This window comes from Microbacterium hydrocarbonoxydans, from assembly GCF_000956475.1.
Taxonomy (GTDB): Bacteria; Actinomycetota; Actinomycetes; order Actinomycetales; family Microbacteriaceae; genus Microbacterium; species Microbacterium hydrocarbonoxydans_A.
In genome coordinates this window covers 83,175-106,633 of the sequence record NZ_JYJB01000006.1, presented here as the reverse complement: position 1 = coordinate 106,633, position 23,459 = coordinate 83,175, and the positions used below count along the sequence as shown (strand labels likewise).

Genomic DNA, 23,459 nt, shown 5'->3' with positions numbered 1-23,459 from the left:
TTCATCGTGTGCGGGTGCAGGACACCCTTGGGTGTTCCGGACGGATCGGGCTCGTCCGGGAGTCGGCTCACTGCTTGACGCTTCCGGCGCTGAGGCCGGATTGCCAGAAGCGCTGCAGGAACAGGAAGATCGCGACGATCGGGATGATCGTGAGGAGCGATCCGGTGATGACCAGGTTGTAGATCGGCTCAGCCGCGACCCCCGATGCCTGGGCGCTCCACTGGTTCAGGCCGACGGTGAGCGGGTACCAGGCGGGGTCAGACAGCATGATCAGCGGCAGGAAGTAGTTGTTCCACGTCGCGACGATCGAGAACAGCGCGACGGTGACGATGCCGGGGGCGAGCAGGCGGATCGAGATCGTGAAGAACGTGCGCATCTCGCTCGCCCCGTCCAACCGCGCCGCCTCAAGCAGCTCCGTCGGCACCGAATCGATCGTGTACACCCAGATCAGATACAGCCCGAACGGGCTGATCAGCGACGGGATGATGATCGCCCACGGCGTGTTCGTCAGCCCCATCTGGCTGAACAGCAGGAACGTCGGCACCGCCAGCGCCGTACCCGGCACCGCGACGGCGCCGAGCACCACCGCGAAGTACGCTCTGCGCCCCGGGAAGGCGTACTTCGCGAGGGCATACCCGGCGAGCGTGGCGAGCAGCGTGGCACCGCCGGCGCCCACGATCACGTACAGCAGCGTGTTGCCGAGCCAGCGCACGAAGATGCCGTCGCGGTATGTGAGCGTGGCGCCGATGTTGTCCCACAGTGCGAAGCGGTCTCCGAACCACAGGCCGAACGAGCTGAACAGGTCGGCCTGCTCCTTGGTCGCGTTGATGACCAGCCAGGCCAGGGGAACCAGCGCATAGATCAGGAACAGCAGCATCACCACCGTCAGCGCGACAGATTTGCGCGGCTTCGCGACGGAGAAGCGCGACCGCGCCTTCGGGTTGACGGTGCGCAGCGCGGTGGTCATCGGTCCTCCTTGCGGGTGCCGCGCAGCTGCACGACGTACGCGATGATCGCGGTGATGAGCCCCATCACGATCGCGACGGTTGCGGCGTAGTTGTACTGCTGTCCGGCGAACGACAGGTTGTAGGCGTACATGTTCGGCGTGAAGTACGACGTGATCACGTTGTTGGCCAGGGGCTTCAGCACGTTCGGCTCGTTGAACAGCTGGAACGAGCCGATGATCGAGAAGATCGTCGCGATCACGATCGCTCCGCGCACGGCGGGCAGCTTGATCGCCTTGACCACCTGCCAGCCCCGCGCCCCATCGATCTCCGCCGCCTCGTACAGGTCGACCGGGATCGTCTTGAGCGCCGAGTAGAAGATCAGCATGTTGTAGCCGACGAACTCCCACGTCACGATGTTGCCGATCGACGCGAGGATCCATGAGGCCGAGAAGGGACGGATGACATCGGCCCCGAGAAGATCGTTGAGATCGGCCGCGAGGCCGAAGTTGCTGCCGTACATGAAGCCCCAGATCAGCACCGCGACGACGGCCGGCACCGCGTAGGGCAGGAAGATGACCATGCGGAACAGCCCAGACGCGTACAGTCGCGCGCTGTCGATCGCGAGCGCCGCGATCAGCGCGAGCACCAGCATGATCGGCACCTGGACCAGCAGGAACAGGAGCACGCGCACGAATCCGTCCCAGAACTGCGCATCGCTCAGCACCGCGACGTAGTTGTCGACGCCGACGAAGCTGTTGCCGCCGATCAGCCGATTCTGGAACAGGCTCAGATACAGCGCGTAGGCCAGCGGGGCGATGAACACGATGAGGAACACCACCGCGAACGGACCCGCGAACTGCCAGCCGCGCCACTCGCGACGCGGGCGGCGGAACGCACCGGCATCCGTCTCCACCGTCATCGCGCCTGCTCCTTCTCCGTGCGCAGCACGCGCGCGCCCCACGCCGGGAGCTCGATCGAACCGCCGGCCGGCTCCCCCGTGAACGCATCGGAGGCCGGCGCTGCGAGCGCGACCACCTGCGGCTCCCAGCCCCAGTTGAAGACGAACCAGAAGCGCGACTCGTCCGTTGCGCCCGAGGAGACCGTGACCGCGTCAGGCCGAGACTCGAGGATGCCGAAGCTCGGCGCCCCGATCGCGTCGGACACGATGCGGGCGATGAGATCCGGTGAAGGCACCGTGCCCACGACCGTGATCCGGCCGGCTCCGTGCCGGTTGGTGGTGACCGCGGCGAAGTCCGAGAAGCGAGGGTGGGCGTAGCGCGCGGCGACCTCTGCGGCCGTGGCGATCAGGCCGTCGGCCCACAGACGCGCGCCGTCTGCGAGGCGCACGGCGCCCCCGACGTCGACCGGCACCGGCTGCTCGAGGTTCGAGAACTCCTCGTAGCTCACGCCCGCGGCGGCAGCCAGCCCTGCCGGCGCCACAGCCACCCGGGCGCGGGCTTCGTCGTCGGCGTACGCGGTGCGCGGCCCGAGGATCAGGTGTCCGCCGAGGCGGGCGTACTCGAGCAGGAGGGCGATGTCCTCATCGGTCGCGATGTACGCACCGGCCGCGATCACCACAGGGTGCCGCAGCAGCTCCTCCGCGCCGAGCACGCGCGCCTGCTCGAGGTGCATGATCCGCGCCTGGGCCCCCGCGTCGATCACGCCACGATGGAAGGCGTCGACGATGCGCTCGTACGACTCGTCATCCGGGCGCCCGTCCTTCGCGAAGGGTGGCATGAACTGCATCGCATAGCGGCTCGAGGTCGACCAGAGCACGGCGACGTCGGCGTCCGGAACGTACCCGTCGAGGGCGTCGCCGAGGGCCTTGAGCTCCGCGCCGATCCCGCTCACCTCGCGGTACACCCGACCGGGGATCAGACTGTGCGGCAGCACGCCGCCCCAGTATGTCTCTGCTCCGTACGGCAGCGTGTGCCAGTGCCAGTACTCGATCATCGCCGCCCCCCTCGAGATCAACGCGAAGGCTGCCTGCCGCAGCTGCCCGGGGTACGGCGGGAAGTTGCTCTCGGCCGCATCGATCGCCTGCGCGTTCGTCTCGGTGACGAGATAGCGCTCCTGCTTGGACGAGTACATCCGGTCACCCTGGCGGAACAGGCCCGCGACACCCGACGTGGTCCAGTAGTTGAGGGCATCGAGCTCGGCCGCGCGATCGAGCCGGTCCTGCATCCCGTAATAAGGGTTGCCCGAGGTGATGTCGAGCGCCTCGAAGACCGTGCGGTCGTCGACTCCGCGTCGCGGATACTGCAGACAGGTCGTCACGAACTGGTCGTGTCGGGAGTACTCGCGCACGATGCCCGCCTGCCACGCGATGAAGTCGGCCGTCACCTGAGCCTGATATCGCCGCCAGGCCAGGTCGTACTGCGGAAACGTGTTGCCGTCGGGGCGCCACAGCTCGCTCCAGTCGTCGATGCGGTGGGACCAGTACGTGAGCCCCCATTCGCGGTTGAGAGTCTCGACGTCTCCGTAGGCCTTCTTGAGCCAGCGGACGAAGCCCGTGAACACGCCGTGGTTGTGCAGGAGCTCCAGGCCCGGCTCGTTGTCGACCTGGAAGCCGATGACGGCCGGGTGTGCGGCGTGTCGCTCCATGATGCGGCGGATGACCCGCTCGGCGTGGAAGCGGAAGGCCGGATGCGAGTAGTCGATCTCCTGGCGGGCACCCCAGGCGACCCGCTCGCCGGTGCGCCGCTCCGCCGCGATCTCAGGGTTGGCGCTCTGCAGCCAGGGCGGGACGGCGTAGGTGGGCGTGCCCAGGATCACGCGGATGCCGCGCGCATGCGCCTCGTCGAGAGCGGGGGTGATCCACTCCAGGTCGAACTCGCCGTCGCGTGGTTCCCAGGTCGACCACACCGACTCCCCCATGCGGATCACCGTGATCCCGGCCGCGACCATGAGATCGAGATCCTCGATCAGGCGGTCGGACTGGTGGTACTCGGGGTAATAGGCGACGCCGAAGAGGACCTCGGCTGGCAGTGCGGGCTTCGTTGCGGTCATGCGGTGATCTCCGGTGATGTCACTCGAACTGTTCTCGATAACAGTTTGGGTCGAGTGTTATTGTTCTCGATAACAGTCCGGAACGCAAGAGCCGGATCGAGATTCTTCGAGACGAGGTGCGGATGCCGGATTCTCAGGCCCCACGGCGCAAGGCGACCATCTACGACATCGCCCGCGAGGCAGGCGTGTCGCACCAGTCGGTCAGCCGCTTCGTGCGGGGCATGGACATGCGCGCGTCGACGAAAGAGAAGATCCGCGCCGCCATGAAGGTGCTGGACTACACGCCCAACCTCTCGGCCCGCGCGCTCATCACCGGACGATCGACCCGCATCGGCGCCCTCACGCACGAGCTCCACCAGGTGGGTCCCGCCACCGTCATCCAGGGTGCCACGGCCGCCGCCCGCGAGGCCGGCTACCTGCTCGACGTGTTCACGGTCGACATGGGCGACGCCGAGGAGATCGCCGAGGCGCTGCGGATGCTGCTGCAGTACGACCTCGCCGGCATCGTCGCGTTCGCCTCGACCGACGGCATCCGCGAAGTGTTCGAGCAGACCGCCTTCACCGTGCCCGTCGTGATCGCGAGCGAGACCGACGAGCCGGAATCTGTCGACGCCGCCCGCGCGGCGACGCACGGCATCGACGACCTCGTCGGACACCTCGCCGGCCTCGGGCACCGCTCGTTCGCGCACATCGCCGGCCCCGAGGACTGGGCGGCGGCCCGAAACCGTCTGCACGCCTACGAGGCGGCCATCACGCGGCGTGGACTCCGTTCACGCGGCATCCTGCATGGCGATTGGTCGGCGAAGTCCGCCCACGAGCTCGTCATGGCCGTGCCGGACGACGAGCTGCCCACCTCGTTCGTGTCCGCCAACGACCAGATGGCTCTCGGTGCGATGCACGCCCTGCACGCGCGGGGGCTGCGCGTGCCGGAGGACGTCAGCGTCACCGGCCTCGACGACACCCCTGAGGCCGCCTACTTCACGCCCGCGCTCACCACGGTGCGTCTGGACTTCAGGTCGCAGGGGCGCGATGCCGTGCGGGGGCTTCTCCAGCGCATCGACGGCACCGACCCGCTCGGCGCTGCGCCGGAGGCCCCTGACACACCGCGGCCGGTCATCCGCGAATCGACAGGGCCGGCGCCGGCCGCGCGCTGAGGGGGCAAGTCCCGTCTTCGTCACGCGGAAACCGGGATGTCGCCGCTACCCGCAGGTCTTCGCCGCGAACGCCGCATCAGCGGCATCCGTCACCGTCACCACCCCCGTCGGCACCGACGCGAGCCGAGTCGAGAACGTCACCGTCTTCGACGCTCCTGCCGGGACCGACACCGAGGACTTCGCGCCGTAGGGCGAGGCGACGTCGATCGTGGCCGCCTCGGCTCGCGGATTCGTCACCGTCGCCGCGAGCACCACCTTGCCCGCCACGCAGCGCGTCGCGACCGTCGAGGTCAACGGCTCGGGCAGCACGTCGCCGGTCGCCGCGACCCACGACAGCATGGGCGACTGCGCGTTCGTCGCCGTGAGCGACAGGGTCACGGCGCCCTCAGCGGCCAGCTCGATGTCGTAGCTCAGCACCTGCGAGGGGCTCGCGGAGTTCAGCGTGACCGTGCCCACCTGGTGCGTCTGCCCGTCGTACGTGAGCGAGACGTTCGCCGTGCGGGAGTTGCTCGCCCACCACGAGTACGACCCGGCGGTGATGGTGTGCTTCCCGGCGGGAAGCGTGAGCGTATATCCGAGCGATGCGCCGACCTGATCGCTCGTGTAGATGCCCGTCGTCGAGGTCTTCGAGTAGGGCCCCGCGACGATGCCCTTGTAGTTGACGACGCTGCTGCCCGCCGCGTTCTTGCCCCAGTGCCCCCATGATGCTCCATCGGCCAGCTTCTGGTCTGGCGTGCCGTTGATCAGCTGATCGCCGAGCAGACCCTTCACGGCGAGATACGCCGGCGAGTCGTATCCGAGAGAGCCGGATGCGGTGCCGTTGACGTCGGCGAAGAACACGGTCTCCGCGGGCACGACCTCGACGCGGGCCGTCGTCGTCGCCGAGCCGTACGATCCGGTCACCGCCACGGTGCCCCACGTCGCCGAGAAGTCGACGCCGTCGAGGTTCCAGGTGATCGGCACCTCGTGCGTGCTGCCGTCGGCCATGGTCGCCGCGAGCGTCCCGGGCAGCGCTGGAGGCTCTCCGGCCGTCGTCGCGAGCGTGGGCTGCGGAAGCGAGGAGATCTGCGCGGCGAGAGGGAAGGATGCCGTGCGCAGACGCGACGCGAGCTGCAGCGCGCCTTCGCCGTCCAGGCGGTACGCGGCGGGGTCATCGACCGCGGCCCGCGCGTCGGCGAGCGTCTCCTGGAGAAGCGCCCAGTCGGCGTCGGTGTAGTCCTCGGTGCGGGTGATGGCGGATGCGTCGTCCACAGCATCCGCGAGCGACGCTGTCGGCGCGGTTCCCGCGGCCGCCGTGCTCGCGACGGCCACGGCGTCGAGCGCGAGCGTGCCCGAGACCACCTCGAAGCGCACGGTGTGCTCGCCCCACGGGAGGCCGCGCAGCGAGTACGCCGCCTGGAACGAACCCGCCGCCTGCGTCGCGGCGCCCCGGACGAGCTTCTGCCCGTCGACCGTGACGTCGAGGCGCGCCGACCCGTCGCCGGGGGCGAGCAGATCGACTCCCGATCCCGTGAACGTGTAGCTCACGCCCGAGCCCGCGGCCGTGTTGCGCGACAGCGAGCGCTGGTACTCGAACATCCCGCCGCCGTTCGCGTGCGTCCAGCCGCCGTCGTAGACGAGCTTCGTCTGGGGCGTCGACGAGAGGTCGTTCATCTCGAGCCCGTCGAGGTACTCGCCGTAGGCGGGCATCCATCCGTCGACGGAGGCGATGCGCAGGTCGTCGAACTGCGTGTTGTAGAAGCCGCTGGCGAGATCGACGTAGCCGGAGAGATACGGATTCGCGTCGGTCCAGTCGAACACCTGCGTGCCGTCGACGGCTCCGACGATCCGGCCGCCGGTCGCGGTGATCGACAGCGTGTGCCAGGCGGATGCCGACCAGGTGCCCGCGACGGTGCCGCTCGCGATCTGCGTGCCGCTCCGCTGGAACACCCAGGTGCCCGCCGAGTTCAGGCGCAGCGCGTAGGGCGTTCCGTTCAGCGTGTGCGAGTTGCTGCCGCCGCTCGAGCGCGCGCCGATCGCGGCGTAGTTGTCGGATGCCGCGGCGCGCTCGAAGCGCACGTCGACCGAGGCCGTGTAGTTCGTCCAGCGCCGGTCGCCGACCGCGGTGATCGGGTCTCCGTTGTTCCAGGCCCCGCCGACGCCGGTCGTGGTGCGGTCGATCTGCTGCCTGAGCACGTATCCGGCATCGGCGGTCTTGTACGCCTCGAAGGCGCCGTTGCGGTCCCAGGTGTAGAGGGGCGTCGCACCGGTGTCGCCACCGCGCGAGGCGATGAACGGCTCGGTCTCGGCCGTGGGCTCGCCGTTCTCATCGAACACCGCGACCGTGCGGTCGGAGTAGTCGAAGTCGTCGCTCCACAGATCGCCGTCCGCGGCGCCCTCGTCGAGCACCGTGCGCTCGCCCTCCACCGGCAGCGGCGCCGTCCAGTGCTCATCGCCCGAGACGTCGAGAGTGGTCACCGTGGCGATCGAGAACGGCTTCACCGTGACCGTGTAGACACCGGCATCCGCCTGCACGTCGCCGACGTGCTGCTTGTAGTTCGCGTTGAACGGCTCTCCGGCGTCCGCCGCCCTGGTCTCCCAGACCGCGAGCCTCTGCGCGGCGTCGAAGGTGAAGTTCGACGGGGTGACGCGGTAGCTGATCGTCTTCTCGGAATCGTTCACGAACACGGTCGAGAAGTCGGAGCCGTCGGGCGCCGCCAGCGTCATGTAGTTCTGCAGGCCGTTGCGGCCGTTCACCGGGTTGGTGCCGGTCGCCGTCGTGGCGCTGGCCGAGGGCACTGCGCGCCAGATGCCGGCGGTGTTGTCGGAGTTCTCCCACCCGGTCTCCGCGAAGCTCGTGAAGTGCTGCAGCACGGCGAGGGCGCCGTCGTAGTGGATCCACCCCGACCACGGGTCGCTCGCGCTGACGAGCGACTTGAACGAGTACTGACCGCCCTCGTAGAACGAGGCGATCGCCGGCTGGTAGATGAAGTTCGTGCGGTTCGAGTTCACGAATCCCTTGACGATCGTGTTCGCCATCTCGAGCGCGCTGCCGGTGCCGCCGAAGCCTGTGCCCGGCGTCGTCGGGTCGGCCGTGTTGTTGTTGGGGCGGAAAGAGGAGTTGCTGAACGTCGCCTGCGCCTCGCTGTTCCACACCTCGATGTCATACTCCTGCGCGAGCTTCTTGAAGCTGCCGGCGCCGTCGTCGTCGGTGTTGTAGTGGAAGCCGGCGACCTGCACGGCGTCGCGGAGCGCGGCATCCGCCACCATCTCGTCGCCGAAGGTGCCTGTGCCCACCTCGTCGGAGATCACGGTCTTGATCCGGTGGAAGAGCTCGGCTTCGCCGTCGCGGAAACCGGAGAGATCGGGGTTCGGGCTCACGTAACCGGTCGTGTCGGTGCGCACCCGGTTCGAGAAGTCCTTGGTCCATGTCAGGTCGGCCGCGTGCTCGTTGACCCCGGGGTTCACCGAGTCGACCATGTAGCCGTACTCGCGGTAGGCGGCGAGGATCGTGTTCTTGTACCAGAGGTAGATCTTGTCGTTGGTGTTCGCCCAGGCGGGGGCGTTCCAGCGCAGGATGCTGACCTTGAGGTCGGGATTGATCCTGAAGGCGTCGGCGGCGAGCTGGAATCCCGGGTGCCGGGTGACGTTCGCCTCCTCGTCGGCCGTGCGCATGGTCGCGACGTCGGAGCCGGTCGAGTTGTTGCGGTCGTCGCCCATCTCGATCTTGACCTGGTTCATGAGCGGATGCTCGCCGCCGAAGAGCACGTGCAGCAGCTCTGCGTACTTCTCGGGCTGCTGTGCCTTGTAGTCCATGAGCAGCGCGCTCGTGCTGTTGGCCGACAGCGTGCCGAAGCCCTTGAACGTGAGGCCGTTGACGTTGTCGGCGGCGATCTTCGTGGCGTCGATCGCCACGTCGTAGGTGGCGTCGCTCTGCACGGCGGACACGGCGGTTCCGCCCGGTGCCGCGGATGCCGGAAGCGGAGCCGCGGCGATCACGCACGTGACCGCGACCAGCGCGGAGAGAGCGGCCGTGCAGGCTTTCAGACGGAACATCGTTTCCCTTCCCGGTGCCCTGCCGCGACGGTGCGGTTACGGTCGACCATGACCGTATGGACACAACGGGAACAGATTACGATCGTTTAGCTGTTAGCGCTACCAAGATTGCAGTATCGACCAGAAACGATCAACAGGTGGAATTCGCGCCTGAGACATCGATCCGCGCGTGAGACCCATCGACAGGACGTGGGTCTCGCGCGCGGATCACGGTCTCAGCCGCAGCTCCTGGCGAGGTACGGAGCGGATGCCGAGTACGTGCGGTCGCCCGCGGAGCCAGTCACCTGCACCTCCCCCGCGGCGAGCGCCGACGATCGCACCGCGAACGGAAGCGAGATCGTCTTGCCGGGCTCGAGATCGACGGTCTTCGCCCCGAACGGGGTGTCGATCGCGACCTCGGCGGGCACGGCATCCGCGTTGCGCACCGAGACCACCAGCTGCACCTTGTTCGCCACGCAGCGCGAACCCGTCGACACGACGAGGTCGAGCGCGGCGGGAGCCTCGCGAAGCGTTCCCAGCCGGGCCAGCTGATAGCTCAGCGCGCGCTCGGGCGCGTCGATCTGGTTCTGCGTGCCGAATGTCGACGCCGTCGCGGTCTCCGCCTGAGCCAGAGCATCCTGCATACTCGCCCAGGCGTCCGCCGGATACTCGCTCGCGTCCAGCGAGCGGGCGTGCGCGATCGCCGCGTCGAGCGCGCTCTCGTCCAGCGGACGATCCTGCGCGGTCAGCGTGTCGCTGAGGAGGAACTCGTCGAAGTCGACGTGACCTCCCGTCTGCTGCGTCGCGTAGGAGAACAGCCCCACGCGGTGCCCCATGAAGTGGGTGAGGCTCCCGTCCAGACTCAGCGGCCCGACCGGACCGCCGAGGGCCGTCCAGGTGATCCCGTCGAGGCTGTACGAGAACGCGGTGTACAGCCGGCCAGGGGAGCTCGCGAAGTCGAGATCCGCCTTGAGGTGCACCTGCGCAGTGTCTCCGAGGACCGCCGAACGACCGGGGAGGAAGCTCTCCACCGCGGCCTGATCGATCGTCGCGGAGAACGGCTGCCCGCGATGCACGACTCCGACCGTGTTCACCCCGTCGATCCGTTTGACGGCGATGTACGAGAAGTCGCGGTTGTACGCCGCGAGCCCCGCCACGTCGCCGTCCTTCATGCCCGAGACGTCGAGCGTGGTCTCGACCGACTGCCGCGGCCCGAAGGTGCGCTGCGACAGGGTGTTGCGCGCCTCCTCGAGCCAGGTGAGCTCGCCGCCTGACCGATGCGAGTAGGCACCGGTGACGACCCTGCCGTTCGTGAGGCGCAGCCAGCCGTCCCGATCGGTCAGCGACCAGTACCGGTTGTCCGGCGCGTGGTTCCACTCCCACACGAGGTCGAGATTCGAGCCGTTCGGCGCGATCTCCGCAGGATCCGGCGCTTCGGTCGCCACGGGGTGCCCGACCAGAGAGGCGTCGTCGATCGTGAAGTCCATGAGGTGCTCCTTCGGCGCCGCGGCGGGATCCGCCGTCCACGGCGTCTCGACGAAGACACGCACGTCGGCGAGGGTCTGCGAGTCCGGCACGGTGAACGACCCCGACACCAGGCCCCACTGACCGCGGGTGAGCGTGGTCGCGCTGGTCAGGTTCTTGTAGGTCGTGGATGCTCCGCCGAAGCGCGCGGTGATGTAGAACGGCTTGGTCGCAGGGCTCTCGGGGTCGTCGTACTTCACCCACGCCGAGACGTCGTACGTGACGCCGTGCTGGAGTCTGCCGGTGATGTCCTGCGCGGGGCCGGAACCGGTCGTCGTGCGCCCTGTCACGGCAAGCGCCGAGGCGCCGCCATGGGCTGCGTCGGTGGGCGTGAGAGTCGCCGTGTCGTTCACGATCCATCCGTCCGTGCCCGATTCCGCGCCGGGGTTGCTCAGCAGCTCCACGCCGATCAGCGACTGATCGAGTTGAGGGCCTTCCGGGATCTGCCACTGCTGATCCTGATAGGCGCGGTGCGGTGCATCGTTGCGGAAGTCGTCGGAGGCGACCACGCTCTTCTGCCGCTCGAACCGCTCCTGCTCGGGCGTGAGCCGGATCGGCTTGGGGAAGGAGCCGTTCACGGGCACCACTCCGCCGTCGCCGAACGTCGGCCAGCCGTCGGCCCAGGTCGCGGGGATGAGCGCCGGGATGCGGCCGATCGGGAAGGTGTCGCGGAAGAAGAACCCCTGCCAGGTGTCGTTGCCTGCGCTGTCGGCCACCGGCACGAGGCTGCCCTGCGCGAAGCCGTTCGAGTTGAGCACGCCGCGCGACTCGTAGGGAGCAGGCGTCTCGGCAAGGCGTCCGAGCAGTTCCGATGACCGGAACATCGCGACCTGCCGGCCGCTCGACGGCCACGTGATCATCACCACGTAGTAGTAGCCGTCGATGTAGAAGGCCTGCGCGCCTTCGAACAGCCCTGTGCTGCCGACGTAGCTCTCGTCGGCGTACTCGCTGCGGGGGATGATGTCGGCGAAGTCCTGCTCGATCGCGGTGAGCGTCGGGTTCAGCCGAGCGGCGTTCACGCCTCCGTAGAGGATGTAGGGCGTCCCGCCGTGGGCGTCGTCGAAGAACAGCGAGGGATCGTGCAGGCTGCGGCCGAGCGATGTGCGCTCCCAGGCCCCGTTCTCGATGTCGTCGGTGCGGTAGATGAACGCGCCGCCGAGGTTGAGCGAGTTGACCAGCACGTAGTAGGTGCCGTCGTGAAAGCGCAGGGAGGAGGCCCACTGCCCTTGCCCGTAGGAGCTGGCGCCGTTGCGCAGGGAGTACGCGTCGCCGATGTCCATCCGGTCGAACACGTAGTTCACGATCTCCCAGTTGACGAGATCGTAGGACTTCATGATCGGCGCCCCCGGACTGAGCTGCATCGTGGTGCTGATCATGTAATAGATGTCGCGGCCCTCGTCGTTCTCGGCGGCCGGTACGCGCTCCACGCTGACGTCGGGAACGTCGGAGTTGAGAACCGGCACGGTGTACGTGCCGTCACCGGCATCGGTCGAGGTGTATGAGGGTTCGGGGTTCCAATCGGTCGCCGCTCCTGCCGCGGCCGAGGGCACCAGTAGGCCGACGCCGGCCAGCAGGCCGGACACGGCGAGCGAAGCGAGCTTCAGCGCGCGCTGGGGAAAAGACACGAGTACTCCTTATGAGATGGGTATGCCGCTCACCGAGCGGCCCTCGATCGGATGGGCGAGAGGGCCCGGGTGGCGCCCGGGCCCTCCGTGCATCAGCCGCAGGATGCTGCCTGGGTGGCGACCTGTCGCGACACCTGCACCTGTTCGCCGCCGACGGTGGCCGTCGCCGTGACGGTCACCGTTCCGGCCGCGAGCTCGGACCTGCGCGTGTTGATCGACGCGGAGCCGCCGCGGTCGGCTTCCACGACGCCGAGGTCGCGGCGCCCGAACTCGGACTCGGCCGTGAACGTGATCGCAACGGCATCCGCGTTGTGCACGCGCACGGTCTGCACCAGGTTCTTGCCGGCGACGCACCGCGTCGTGACCTCGGCCGAGAACGCGAGGACATCGGCGGCCGCGAACGCCCAGTTGTCGACCTCGACGAGGTCGGCATCCGCTGCGGCACCCTCGGGTGCGGCGAAGACGAAGAACACGTCGTGCTCCCCGGTCGCTCCCGTGACGTCGGCCTGCACGGTCGTCCATTCGCCCAGGGCGCCGTCGACGGCGACCTCGGCCACGACCGGCCCGTCGACGTCGTCGAGGCGGACCTGGATGCTGCCGCCGGCGACCAGCGGCTTCACCCGCGCCGAGACAGACTTCGCGCCCGCGCCGAAGTCGACCCCGGAGAGCGCGGCGAAGTCGCCGTCGTCCACGCTCGACAGCACCATGTTGCCGCCGCCGTTGTGCTCGGGGAACTCGACCGAGGCGGCATCCGTCTTCGTCGTGCTGACGCCGAGCTGCCAGGCGAGGGTCTCCGCCTCGAAGGTGCGGTACGGGTCGAAGCTCTCGACCTGCGCGACACCGGCGCGAGTGCCGACGATCGGCTTGATCGTGCCGTCGGCGTTGAACTCGAGCTTGTCGATGTGCACCGAGCGGTAGCCCTGGGTCGCCCCCGGCGTGCCGAGCGCAGCCGCCCACGCCGCACCGCGCGTCTGCGCGTGGTACGTGAAGTACGTCTCACCCTTGAACGTGAACATGTCGGAGTGGTTGTTGCCGCCGTTGCCCGCGCCGAAGAACGTGCCCTGGTTCTGGAAGGCGACGCCGGCATAGGCCGACGCCGTCAGGTCCATCGGGTCGTCGGTCATCATGTACGCGATCGCGCCGCGCGAGGGATACTGACCCGGCACCTCGTTCACCTGGAAGTTCGACGAGTACGAGTAGTAGTACTTGTCGCCGTGCTTGAACATGCTCGACGCCTCGAACATGCCGGGGCCGTCGATCTCCACGGGGTCGCCGTCGAGGGTGACCATGTCGTCCTTCAGCTTGACCACGCGGGTCGACTTCGGGTTCTGCGGACCCTGCACGTCGGGTGCGGTGCCGATCTGCGAGTTGCCGCCGAAGTACAGATAGCCCTCGCCGTCGTCGTCGATGAACACCTCGGGGTCGAACAGCCACATGCCGGCGGGGAAGCCGCCTCCCGCGATGTACTCGGGCGAGACGGTGTCGGGGATGATCTTCTTGCCCAGCGGATCGGTCCACGGTCCGAGCGGCGACCCGCCCACGACGACCGCGGTGCCGCTGCCGTTGTCGCAGAAGTAGAGATAGACCTTGCCGTCCTTCTCGATCGCGGCCGGAGCCCACGAGTTGCGCGACCAGGGTGCGGCCCCGCCTTCGCGCGAGACCGGGATCGACCCGTGATCGACCCAGTTGACCATGTCGCTGGTCGACATCACGTTCAGCCGCGTGATCGCGCCGTAGCCGTTGGACTGCGTGGGCAGCCCGTTCGCGTCCTTGCTGCTGGCCTCGTACTGCTGCGTGTCATCCGTGGAATAGATGTAGAGGCGGCCGTTGTAGATGAGGTGATGCGGGTCGGCGCCGAACTTGTGCCCGACGAGCGGGTTGTGGTCGCCGACGGGCTTGGTCTGCACCTTCTCGAGACTCGTGAACGCCGGCTGCGCCGGTGCGTCCGCGATCTTCACGAGCGACAGCTCGTCGACCGCGAAGTCCTGCAGCGCGTTCGAGCCCCAGGGCGTCTCGATGAAGAACCAGCCGGCGGCGGCGTGCTTGGCCTCGGCCGTGAACTGCTGCGAGAACGTGCCCCACTCCCCCTGCGTGAATGTGTGCCCGTAGTCGGCGCACCCGTTGAAGTTCGTGGGGCAGAACGTGAAGTTGAACTGCTGCGTGGCGTTGCCGGCGGTGTACTTCAGCTTTCCGGTCATGCGATACGTGGCGCCGACCTCGATCTTGCCGGAGACGTTCGCGAAGGGGCCCGACTGCGTGTTCTGGCGCGCCGTCACCTGCAGCGAGTGCGCGCCGCTCGCGGCGTCGTCGCTGAGCGAGAGCGTGCCGCCGCGGGTGTTCGTCCACCCGGTCGAATCGGACACGAAGCGACCCTCGGGCAGGAGATTCCCCGGCACGGCCGGAGGCTCGGTCACCGCTGCGGCGCTGATGCTTCCGACCGGGTCGGCGTATGCGGCGCTCGCGCCGGCGGCCGTGACGGACGACGCGATGAGGGCCGCGACGCCGAGCAGCGCCGCGGCACGGGATGCCGGTCGCCTCCGATGCCGAGAGACGTGTGTGTGTGTGGCGATGTCATGTGCTCACTCCTTGTTTCTTGGGTCGCCGAGGGCGCGCTCGAACAGCGGTATCGACGGATGCCGCTGCACCGACCGCCCTCGGCGGGGGTGTGTCGTGTGCGACCGGAGACGCGGCCTGCGGTCGATCACCGCGGGCGCGTCGTCGGTCTCCTTTTGGGTCTGGGAACGGAAGCGGTTGTCGCCCGGCAGGTGCGCGGGCACGCCGAGCACCGCTGTCGAGCGCGAATGGCGCTCGCGGCGATCAGGTCCGGTTCAGCTCAGGCGTGGTGCCCGGCGAATCACCGCTCTCCGCGTTCCGATATCGTTTTCGTAAACCGCATAGTGCACTCTCCTCCTTGAGGTACGGGGGAACCAATATGTGCGACGAGACCACTGAGACTGGCACTGCCACGTCAACCGCCTGCCTGATGTTACCGGGAACAATTCAGTGAGTGCAAGACCTGTCATGAGCTGACCGCGTTCCCTCTCGTTCGAATCGCGCGAATGGCAGAATTCCGCCGGATCCTGTCACCATTCGCGCGATTCGGATGCGGGCCGGTTCACTACTCTGGCCCCATGCGCATCTCCGACTTCGCCGTGCCCGACACCCCCGCCGCTCGGGGAGCCCGCGAGCTGATGCACGAGTACCACTCCCCTGCGCTGATCAACCACGTCGTGCGGTCGTGGCTGTGGGCCGAGGCCTTCGCGGTCGTCGAGGGGCGCGCCGACGTCGACCACGAGCTGCTCTATGCGGCGGCGCTGCTGCACGACATCGGGCTCGCGCCCGCATTCGACAACCACGTTCTCGGCTACGAAGAGGCCGGCGGCCATGTCGGCGAGGCGATGGCAGCGGGCGCGGGCTGGCCCGTCGAGCGCCGGCGCCGCATCAACGAGGTCATCGTGCGCCACAACTGGCCCGAGGTGGACCCGGCGTTCGATCTCGAGGGCTACCTGCTCGAGACCGCCACGGGTCTCGACATCGCGGGCCGCCGCGACGCGGAGATCCCGCTCGAGTTCCGCCGCGAGGTGCTCACCGCGCACCCGCGGCTCGGCCTCGCCGAGGAGTTCGGCGCGGGCGTGCAGGAGCAGGCGGCCCGCAAGCCGCACAGCCATGCCAGGCGTCTGCTCGACGGCGGCGTCATCGACAAGCTCGCGAAGAACCCGCTCGAGCGGGTGTGACCCCGCGAGTTCCCGATTCGCACGCGAGCTCCGGAATCCCGCGTGGCCTCCCGCTTTGCGCATGAGGCCCACGCGGAGGACGCGGATCTCATGCGCGGATCAGGAGGTCAGCCGCGCGAAGCGGCGGCGCCGCGTGACACCGCAGAGCGTCAGAGTCCCAGGCGCTCCAGGTACTCGTTCACGAAGCGGCGCTCCGGGTCGTGCCGCGCGACCAGAGCCGCGAAGTCGTCCCAGCGCGGGTAGCGGGAGCGCGTCTCCGCGCCGTCGAGAGTGAACACCTTGCCCCAGTGCGGGCGGGCGGATGCCGGCAACGCGGCCTCGATCGTCGGAAGCAGCTCACGCACGGCCACCTCGTCGGGCTTCCACGTGAAGTGCAGGCCGACGGCATCCGTCCCATACGAGGAGCTCAGCCACAGGTCGTCGGCGCGCACCGTGCGGATCTCGTTCACGAGCAGCAGCGGCGCGATGCGGTCGGCGAGCGAGCGCACGGCCTCGATCGCGGCGACGGCGTCGATGCGAGGAACCAGGTACTCGCTCTGGATCTCGGCTCCGGCCGAGGGCGTGAACTCGAGCTTGAAGTGCGGCAGCCGCTGGAACCACGGGCCCGCGACCCCCTCCTGGTCCGTGCAGGCCTCGGGATCGACGCCGATGATCGGATGCCGCTTGCCCTCCGCAGGCGCGGCGCCGAGAGAGGCTGCGAGCGCCGCCCGGCCGGCCTCGAGCTCGCGAGCATCTGCCCTGGTCGCTGCCACGCGCTGCTTGATCCAGATCTGGTCGGCGACGTCTGACTGCTGCCAGGTCGAGAAGATGCTGACGCTGGTCCCGGCGCCCGTGACGGCCCCGAGGTCGCGGAGGATCGCGTCCCACGACGGCTTCTCGAACACGTGCTGGGCGACCTGGTAGCTCGGCTCGACGTCGAGCGTGAGGTCGACGACGACGCCCAGTGCGCCGAGCGCGACGACGGCGCCATCGAAGCCCTCGTCGCCCCGCGCGAGGGAGAGCGTCTGTCCGGAGGCGGTGATCAGCGTGAGCGCGCGGACCGCGCTCGCGAGCGATCCGATGCCGTCGCCCGACCCGTGCGTTCCCGTCGCCACGGCCCCCGCGACGGAGATGTGCGGCAGCGACGCGAGGTTCGCGAGCGCCAGGCCCTGCTCCTCGAGCGCCGGGGCGATGTCGCCGTAGCGGAGCCCCGCGGACACGCGCACCGCGTCACCCGCCGGCGAGACCTCGGAGACCTGCGGCATCCGGTCGAGGGCGATCAGGATGCCGGTCGTGTCGGCGATGTCGTTGAAGCAGTGCCGGGATCCGAGCACGCGCACGCGCCCTCCCCGGGCGAGCAGCTCGCGCAGCTCGTCGATCGATTCGGGGTGCTCGACGGAGGATGCCCGGTACGCGAGGTTTCCCGCCCAGTTGCGCTCGATGCTCATGGCGCCAGCGTAGTCGCTGGCCTGCATCGTTGTAAGTTACGGCCGCCGCAGGGCACCCGGGATAGTCTGACCCCATGACTGCGCCGCCCTCTCCTCGCGCGACGATGAAGGATGTCGCGGCCCTCGCCGGAGTCTCGCCGAAGACCGTGTCGAACGTCGTGACGGGCACGGTCGCGGTGCGGGAGGAGACGAGGGCGAAGGTCGAGGCGGCCATGGCCGAACTCGACTTCGTGCCGAATCTGAGCGCCAGGGGCCTCCGCAACGGCAGGAGCGGGATCATCGCCGTCGCCCTGCCCGATCTGGGCACGGCCTACTCTGCCGAGCTCGTGCATCGCATCGTCGCCGCCGCGCACGAGCGGGGTCTCGCGGTTCAGGTCGAGGAGACGGCGAGTGAGCCCGAGCGGGAGAGGGAGCTGCTCTCGCGTGCCAGGGCGCATCTGATCGACGGGCTGATCCTGAACCCCATCCGCCTCGAGGACAGCGTCGTGAAGTACGCCGACCGCCTGCCGCCGGTCGTCGTGATCGGCGAGGTGGAGCAGAACAGGACCGATCACGTGCGCATCGACAGCCGTCTGGCCGCCGCAGAGGCCACGCGGCATGTGATCGCCCAGGGCGCCAGGCGGATCGCGGTGCTCGGGGCCGACGCCGATCCCGCGTTCGCGACGGCGACCAGCCGGCTGCGACTCGCCGGCGTGCACGACGCGCTGCGCGAGGCGGGGATCGCCCGTGATGAGCGGCTCGAGGTGAGCCTGCTGCCGTGGTCCATGGCCGGGGGTGCGGATGCCGCGCGGACGCTGCTCGCGCGCGAGGTGGAGTTCGACGCGGTCGTCGCGTTCACCGACTCGATCGCGTTCGGGGCGATGCACGCGCTGCACGACGCCGGCATCCGCGTTCCCGACGATGTCATCGTGACCGGCTTCGACGACGTCGAGCTCTCGGAGTTCACGTCCCCGTCGCTGACGACCGTGGCCTTCGACCTCGGCGCCTTCGCGGAGGCGGCGCTCGGCCTGCTCGAGTCGCGGATGGACGATCGCGTGTCGCCGCCGCGCGGCATCGTGCTGCCGCACCGGCTCGTCACCCGCGCGAGCACCTCGGCGTCTCCCGCCGGCTATCGTCCCTGAGCCCGCGCTCGGTCGCGAGGGGACCGGATCTCGGTCTTGCGTCAGGATTACCACGATGTAATGATGGGTGCGCCCCTGACGCAGTCACAAAGGAGTGACCCGATGACACCCCCGCTCGATCTCTCGCGAAGGCAGTTCCTCACCGCTGCCTCGCTCACCGCGGCCGCGGCGCTGCTCGCGGGCTGCGCCCCCGGCTCCACACCAGGCACCGGGCCGCAGACCCTCCAGTTCTGGCACCTGCTCTCCGGCGGCGACGGCGTGACGATGTCGCAGCTGCTGCAGAAGGTCAACGACGCGCAGAACGCCTTCCGCATCCGCCCCACGGTCCTCGCCTGGGGCACGCCGTACTACACGAAGCTCGCGATGGCCGGCGCGGGCGGGCGCGCCCCCGATGTCGCGATCATGCACGCCACCCGCACCGTGGGCTGGGCTCCTGGCGGGCTCCTCGACCCGTGGGATCTCGACAGGCTCGCCGATCTCGGCGTCGACGACTCGACCTTCCCGAAGCCGATCTGGGAGAAGGGGTTCGTCGGAGAGCAGATGTTCAGCGTCGCCCTCGACGCACACCCGTTCGTGGCGATGTTCAACACCGACATCTGCGATGCCGCCGGCGTGCTCGACTCCGACGGCGCCTTGCAGCAGACGACCTCGCCCGAGGAGTTCCTCGAGCAGCTCCGCGCGATCGGCGGTCAGGCGAGCGGGCACGCGCTGTCGTACGGCTACCTGGGCGACGGTGCGCAGATGTGGCGACTGTTCTACACGCTGTACTCGCAGCACGGCTCGCCCATCGAGCTGCCCGCCGGCGGGAAGGCCGTGATGGACAAGGACGTCGCGGTCGAGTCGCTGTCGTTCATGCGCACGCTCCTCGACGGCGAGATCGCGGCGGCGCAGGCCGACTACGGCACGGCGGTCGCCGAGTTCTCGACGGGTAAGAGCGGGATGCTGTTCACCGGGGTGTGGGAGCTGCGCACCATGCAGAACGCGAAGCTGCCGTTCGACGCGACCATGATCCCGACCCTGTACGGCACCCCGGCCGTGTACGCCGACTCCCACTCCTTCGTGCTGCCGCACCAGACGCACGCCGATCCGGTGAAGCGAGACCTGACGTACCAGTTCGTCGCTGACATGCTCAAGGGCTCGTTCGGGTGGGCCGAAGCGGGCCACATCCCCGCCTTCCTTCCCGTCACCGAGTCGCCGGACTACGCCGACCTCCTCCCCCAGGCGCACTACGCCGAGGCGGCGAAGCACGTCGTCTACGACCCGACCGCGTGGTTCACCGGCTCCGGGTCGAACTTCCAGGGCGAGTTCGGCGCCGCCGTGCAGAACGTGCTGCTGAAGGGGGACGATCCCGTCGCCGCGATCGATCGCTTCGAGGAACGCGTCAACACGATGCTCGCGCAACCGAACCCCGCCGATCCTGAAGGGACGTTCGGCTCATGATGACCGCAGCCACCGACTCCACCCGCACGATCGTGACGGGCACCCGCACGGCCGCACCCGCGCGTCGCGCCGGCTCCCGTCGCCGCGAGCAGCTCGTCAGCTGGGCGTTCCTCGCCCCGTTCCTGATCGCCTTCGCGCTCTTCCTCGTCTGGCCGATCATCCACGGCATCGTCCTCAGCTTCACCGACGCCTCCCTCACCGGCGCCGGCGGCGGATTCGTCGGCTTCGCGAACTACGCCGAGGCCCTGAGCGACCCGGTGATGTGGCGATCGCTGTGGAACACGATCTGGTTCACGCTGCTCTCCACCGTGCCGCTCGTCGTGATCGCCCTGCTGATGGCCGCCCTCGTCGACCGCGGTCTGCCCGGTCAGTGGCTGTGGCGGCTGTCGTTCTTCATGCCGTACCTGCTCGCCTCGACCGTGATCTCGCAGATCTGGGTGTGGATCTTCAACCCGCAGATCGGCGCGGCCAACAACATCCTGAAGGCGTTCGGACTCGAGCCGCTCGCCTGGCTGCAGAACCCCGAGACCAACATGCTGTCGATCGTGATCGCCACGGTGTGGTGGACAGTCGGCTTCAACTTCCTGCTCTATCTGGCGGCGATGCAGAACATCCCGCCGCAGCAGTACGAGGCGGCATCCCTCGACGGCGCGGGCGCCTGGCGCCAGTTCTGGTCGATCACACTCCCCCAGCTGGGACCCGCGACCGTGCTGATCCTGCTGCTGCAGATCCTCGCCTCCCTGAAGCTGTTCGATCAGGCGTACCAGATGCTCGGCGGCGTCGCGAGCGACACCACCCGCTCGATCGTGCAGTACATCTACGAAGCCGGATTCGTCAGTTACCGGTTCGGCTACTCGGCCGCCATCTCGTACGTGTTCTTCGCCCTCATCGTCATCGTGGGTGTCGCGCAGGCTCTGGTCACGCGCCGCCGGAAGGAGCAGCTGTGATGTCCACCGCGACCCTCACCCCGACCGAGGCGGTCGTCACCGCCACGCCCCGGCGCCGCTCGCACCTCCCCGGCCAGAAGCCGTTCGGCCCCCTGCGCGTGGTCGCGTTCGCCGTGCTGCTGCTGCTCGCCATCGGGTGGCTGCTGCCGTTCCTCTGGGCGGTCGCGACCGCCTTCAAGACCGAGCCGGATGCCGCATCCGGCGATCCCTCCTGGATCGGCGCCTCCGGTCCCACCGTCGACGCGTTCGCGGCGATCCTCTCGCAGGGCAACGTCTACACCTGGGCGTTCAACAGCCTGTGGACCGCCGCAGCGGTGACCTTCATCACCCTGACGATCTCGGCGCTCGCGGCCTACGCGTTCTCCCGGCTGGACTTCGCCGGGCGCAAGTGGCTGTTCGTCGTGATCATCGCCGCGATCGTGGTGCCCCCGCAGGTGCTGATCATCCCGCTGTTCTACCAGATGCTCGCCTTCAACATGATCGACACCTACTGGGGCCTGATCCTGCCGCAGGTGGTGGCACCCGCGATGGTGTTCATCCTGAAGCGGTTCTTCGACGCGATCCCGATCGAACTCGAAGACGCGGCCCGCGTCGACGGCGCCAGCCGCCTGCGCATCTTCTGGTCGGTGGTGCTGCCGCTGTCGCGGCCGATCCTGGCATCCGTCGCGATCTTCGTGTTCATCGCCGCGTGGAACAACTTCCTCTGGCCGTTCCTCGTGATCAACGACACGCAGCTGATGACGCTGCCGGTCGGACTGCAGACCGTCATCAGCGCCTACGGCGTGCAGTACGCGCAGGTCATGGCGCAGGCGGTGCTCGCGGCCCTCCCCCTCATCGTCATCTTCCTCATCTTCCAGAAGCAGATCGTCAAGGGCGTCGCGACCAGCGGCTTCGGCGGTCAGTGACCACCCCACCCCACAACAGGAGAACCATGGCTGACGCCCGCATCACGATAGACCGCGACTTCACGATCGCCGACGTCCCCCGAAGACTCTTCGGGTCGTTCGTCGAGCACATGGGCCGCTGCGTCTACACCGGCATCTACGAGCCGGGGCATCCGCAGGCCGATGAGCGCGGATTCCGGCGCGACGTGCTCGAACTGGTGCGCGAGATGGGTCCGACCGTCATCCGGTACCCGGGCGGGAACTTCGTCTCGGGGTACCGGTGGGAGGACGGCGTCGGCCCCGTCGGCGATCGCCCGCGTCGCATCGACGGCGCGTGGCACACGATCGAGACCAATGCCTTCGGCCTGCACGAGTTCGTCGACTGGGCCCGCGAGGCCGACGTCGAGATCATGGAGGCGATCAACCTCGGCACCCGTGGAGTCGAGGAGGCTCGCGCGCTCGTCGAGTACTCGAACCACCCCGGCGGCACCTACTGGTCGGACATGCGGCGACGCAACGGCGCGGAGGACCCGTTCGGCATCAAGCTCTGGTGCCTCGGCAACGAACTCGACGGACCGTGGCAGATCGGCCACAAGACGGCCGCCGAGTACGGCCGGCTCGCGCAGGAGACCGCGAAGGCGATGAAGCTCGTCGACGACTCGATCGAGCTCGTGGCGGTCGGATCGTCGAACCGCGGCATGCCCACCTTCGGCACGTGGGAGCACACGGTTCTCACGCACGCCTACGACGAGGTCGACTACATCTCGATGCATGCGTACTACCGCGAGCTCGACGGCGACGCCGAGTCGTTCCTCGCCGAGGCCGTCGAGATGGACGCGTTCATCGACGGCGTGATCGCCACGATCGACGCCGTCAAGGCCGCGGGCAAGCACACCAAGCAGGTCAACATCTCGTTCGACGAGTGGAACGTGTGGGACTTCGACCGGTACAACAACGAGGAGGAGGCGGCGATCGCCGCGGCCGGATGGCGCGAGCATCCGCGCCTGATCGAAGACACCTACAACGTGACGGATGCCGTCGTCGTGGGCACGTTCCTCAACAGCCTGCTGCGCCACGGCGACCGCGTGCACATCGCGAATCAGGCGCAGCTTGTCAACGTGATCGCCCCGATCCGCTCCGAGCAGGGCGGCGCGGCCTGGCGACAGACGAGCTTCTGGCCGTTCGAGCGGATGGCGCGTCTCGCGCGCGGGCGCGTCCTGCAGCTCGCCGTGTCGGCGTCGCAGATCGCCACGAAGCAGTACGGCGACGTCGATTCGGTCGACGCGGCCGCGACCTTCGATGAGGAGACAGGCCGCGTGGTGCTGTTCGTCGCGAACCGCTCGCTCGAGTCGGCGAACGACCTCACGGTCGACCTGCGCGGCTTCGACGGATTGCGCGTCGTCGGGGCCGAGACGCTCACGATCCCCGAAGGCGGCGACCGGTTCACCTCGAACCTCGAGACCACTCCGGATGCCGTGCACATGGTGCCGCTGTCGGCCGCCGAGGTCGTCGACGGATCCGTGCGCGCGACCCTTCCTGCGCTGAGCTGGTCGGTGATCGAACTCGCCTGACGCGCGTCCGTCTGCAGTCGCTTCCAGGCCCTGGGTCCCTGAGCTTGTCGAAGGGCCCAGGG

General features: G+C 68.6%; 14 protein-coding genes. 7 read left to right on the top strand and 7 right to left on the bottom strand.

Annotated features, from left to right (window positions below; translation table 11 throughout):
- Window positions 1–67: 67 nt before the first annotated feature.
- Genes RS84_RS04165 through RS84_RS04155 form a run of 3 tightly spaced genes read right to left on the bottom strand, consistent with a single transcriptional unit; the run spans window position 68 to window position 3,956 of the window.
- Window positions 68–967 carry a carbohydrate ABC transporter permease gene (locus tag RS84_RS04165; protein ID WP_045256506.1) on the bottom strand — a complete coding sequence of 300 codons (900 nt, stop codon included), beginning with the start codon at window positions 965–967 and terminating at the stop codon, window positions 68–70.
- Window positions 964–1,866 carry a carbohydrate ABC transporter permease gene (locus tag RS84_RS04160; protein WP_045256505.1) on the bottom strand — a complete coding sequence of 301 codons (903 nt, stop codon included), beginning with the start codon at window positions 1,864–1,866 and terminating at the stop codon, window positions 964–966. The genes RS84_RS04165 and RS84_RS04160 overlap by 4 nt, the downstream gene beginning before the upstream one ends.
- A complete protein-coding gene (locus RS84_RS04155) occupies window positions 1,863–3,956 on the bottom strand; it encodes a beta-galactosidase (protein ID WP_045256504.1) in 2,094 nt (697 codons plus the stop codon). The genes RS84_RS04160 and RS84_RS04155 overlap by 4 nt, the downstream gene beginning before the upstream one ends.
- Before the next feature lie 122 nt (window positions 3,957–4,078).
- Here RS84_RS04155 and RS84_RS04150 point away from each other — a divergent pair, with 122 nt between their 5' ends.
- Window positions 4,079–5,110: a LacI family DNA-binding transcriptional regulator gene (locus RS84_RS04150; protein ID WP_045256503.1), complete on the top strand. Its 1,032-nt coding sequence runs from the start codon at window positions 4,079–4,081 to the stop codon at window positions 5,108–5,110.
- Window positions 5,111–5,155: 45 nt separating this feature from the next.
- On the opposite strand, the gene RS84_RS04145 is transcribed toward RS84_RS04150, so the two are convergent.
- From RS84_RS04145 to RS84_RS04135, 3 genes are all read right to left on the bottom strand, one after another.
- The gene (locus RS84_RS04145) at window positions 5,156–9,145 is read right to left on the bottom strand and encodes an Ig-like domain-containing protein (protein ID WP_052676202.1); all 3,990 of its coding nucleotides are present in this window, start codon (window positions 9,143–9,145) and stop codon (window positions 5,156–5,158) included.
- A gap of 215 nt (window positions 9,146–9,360) precedes the next feature.
- Window positions 9,361–12,273: a carbohydrate binding domain-containing protein gene (locus RS84_RS04140; protein WP_052676201.1), complete on the bottom strand. Its 2,913-nt coding sequence runs from the start codon at window positions 12,271–12,273 to the stop codon at window positions 9,361–9,363.
- Between the two features lie 92 nt (window positions 12,274–12,365).
- Window positions 12,366–14,636, bottom strand: coding sequence for a glycoside hydrolase family 43 protein (locus tag RS84_RS04135; protein WP_235281382.1), 2,271 nt, complete (start codon window positions 14,634–14,636; stop codon window positions 12,366–12,368).
- Between the two features lie 768 nt (window positions 14,637–15,404).
- Here RS84_RS04135 and RS84_RS04130 point away from each other — a divergent pair.
- Window positions 15,405–16,007 carry an HD domain-containing protein gene (locus RS84_RS04130; protein ID WP_045256501.1) on the top strand — a complete coding sequence of 201 codons (603 nt, stop codon included), beginning with the start codon at window positions 15,405–15,407 and terminating at the stop codon, window positions 16,005–16,007.
- A gap of 149 nt (window positions 16,008–16,156) precedes the next feature.
- Here RS84_RS04130 and RS84_RS04125 read toward each other — a convergent pair whose 3' ends face one another.
- The gene (locus RS84_RS04125) at window positions 16,157–17,434 is read right to left on the bottom strand and encodes an FAD-binding protein (RefSeq protein WP_045256500.1); all 1,278 of its coding nucleotides are present in this window, start codon (window positions 17,432–17,434) and stop codon (window positions 16,157–16,159) included.
- A gap of 74 nt (window positions 17,435–17,508) precedes the next feature.
- Between RS84_RS04125 and RS84_RS04120 the strand changes: the two genes are divergently transcribed.
- The 5 genes from RS84_RS04120 (at window position 17,509) to RS84_RS04100 (ending at window position 23,397) form a co-directional block, all read left to right on the top strand.
- Complete coding sequence (locus RS84_RS04120; protein ID WP_045256499.1) at window positions 17,509–18,555, top strand: LacI family DNA-binding transcriptional regulator; 1,047 nt, start codon at window positions 17,509–17,511, stop codon at window positions 18,553–18,555.
- A 102-nt stretch (window positions 18,556–18,657) separates the two neighbouring features.
- The gene (locus RS84_RS04115) at window positions 18,658–19,995 is read left to right on the top strand and encodes an extracellular solute-binding protein (protein WP_082062026.1); all 1,338 of its coding nucleotides are present in this window, start codon (window positions 18,658–18,660) and stop codon (window positions 19,993–19,995) included.
- On the top strand, window positions 19,995–20,942 hold the full coding sequence (locus RS84_RS04110; RefSeq protein ID WP_045256497.1) for a carbohydrate ABC transporter permease: 948 nt from the start codon (window positions 19,995–19,997) through the stop codon (window positions 20,940–20,942). Before RS84_RS04115 ends, RS84_RS04110 begins: the two co-directional genes overlap by 1 nt.
- Window positions 20,942–21,847 carry a carbohydrate ABC transporter permease gene (locus RS84_RS04105; RefSeq protein WP_045256496.1) on the top strand — a complete coding sequence of 302 codons (906 nt, stop codon included), beginning with the start codon at window positions 20,942–20,944 and terminating at the stop codon, window positions 21,845–21,847. Before RS84_RS04110 ends, RS84_RS04105 begins: the two co-directional genes overlap by 1 nt.
- A 26-nt stretch (window positions 21,848–21,873) precedes the next feature.
- Window positions 21,874–23,397 carry an alpha-N-arabinofuranosidase gene (locus tag RS84_RS04100; RefSeq protein WP_045256495.1) on the top strand — a complete coding sequence of 508 codons (1,524 nt, stop codon included), beginning with the start codon at window positions 21,874–21,876 and terminating at the stop codon, window positions 23,395–23,397.
- The last annotated feature ends 62 nt before the right edge of the window (window positions 23,398–23,459 follow it).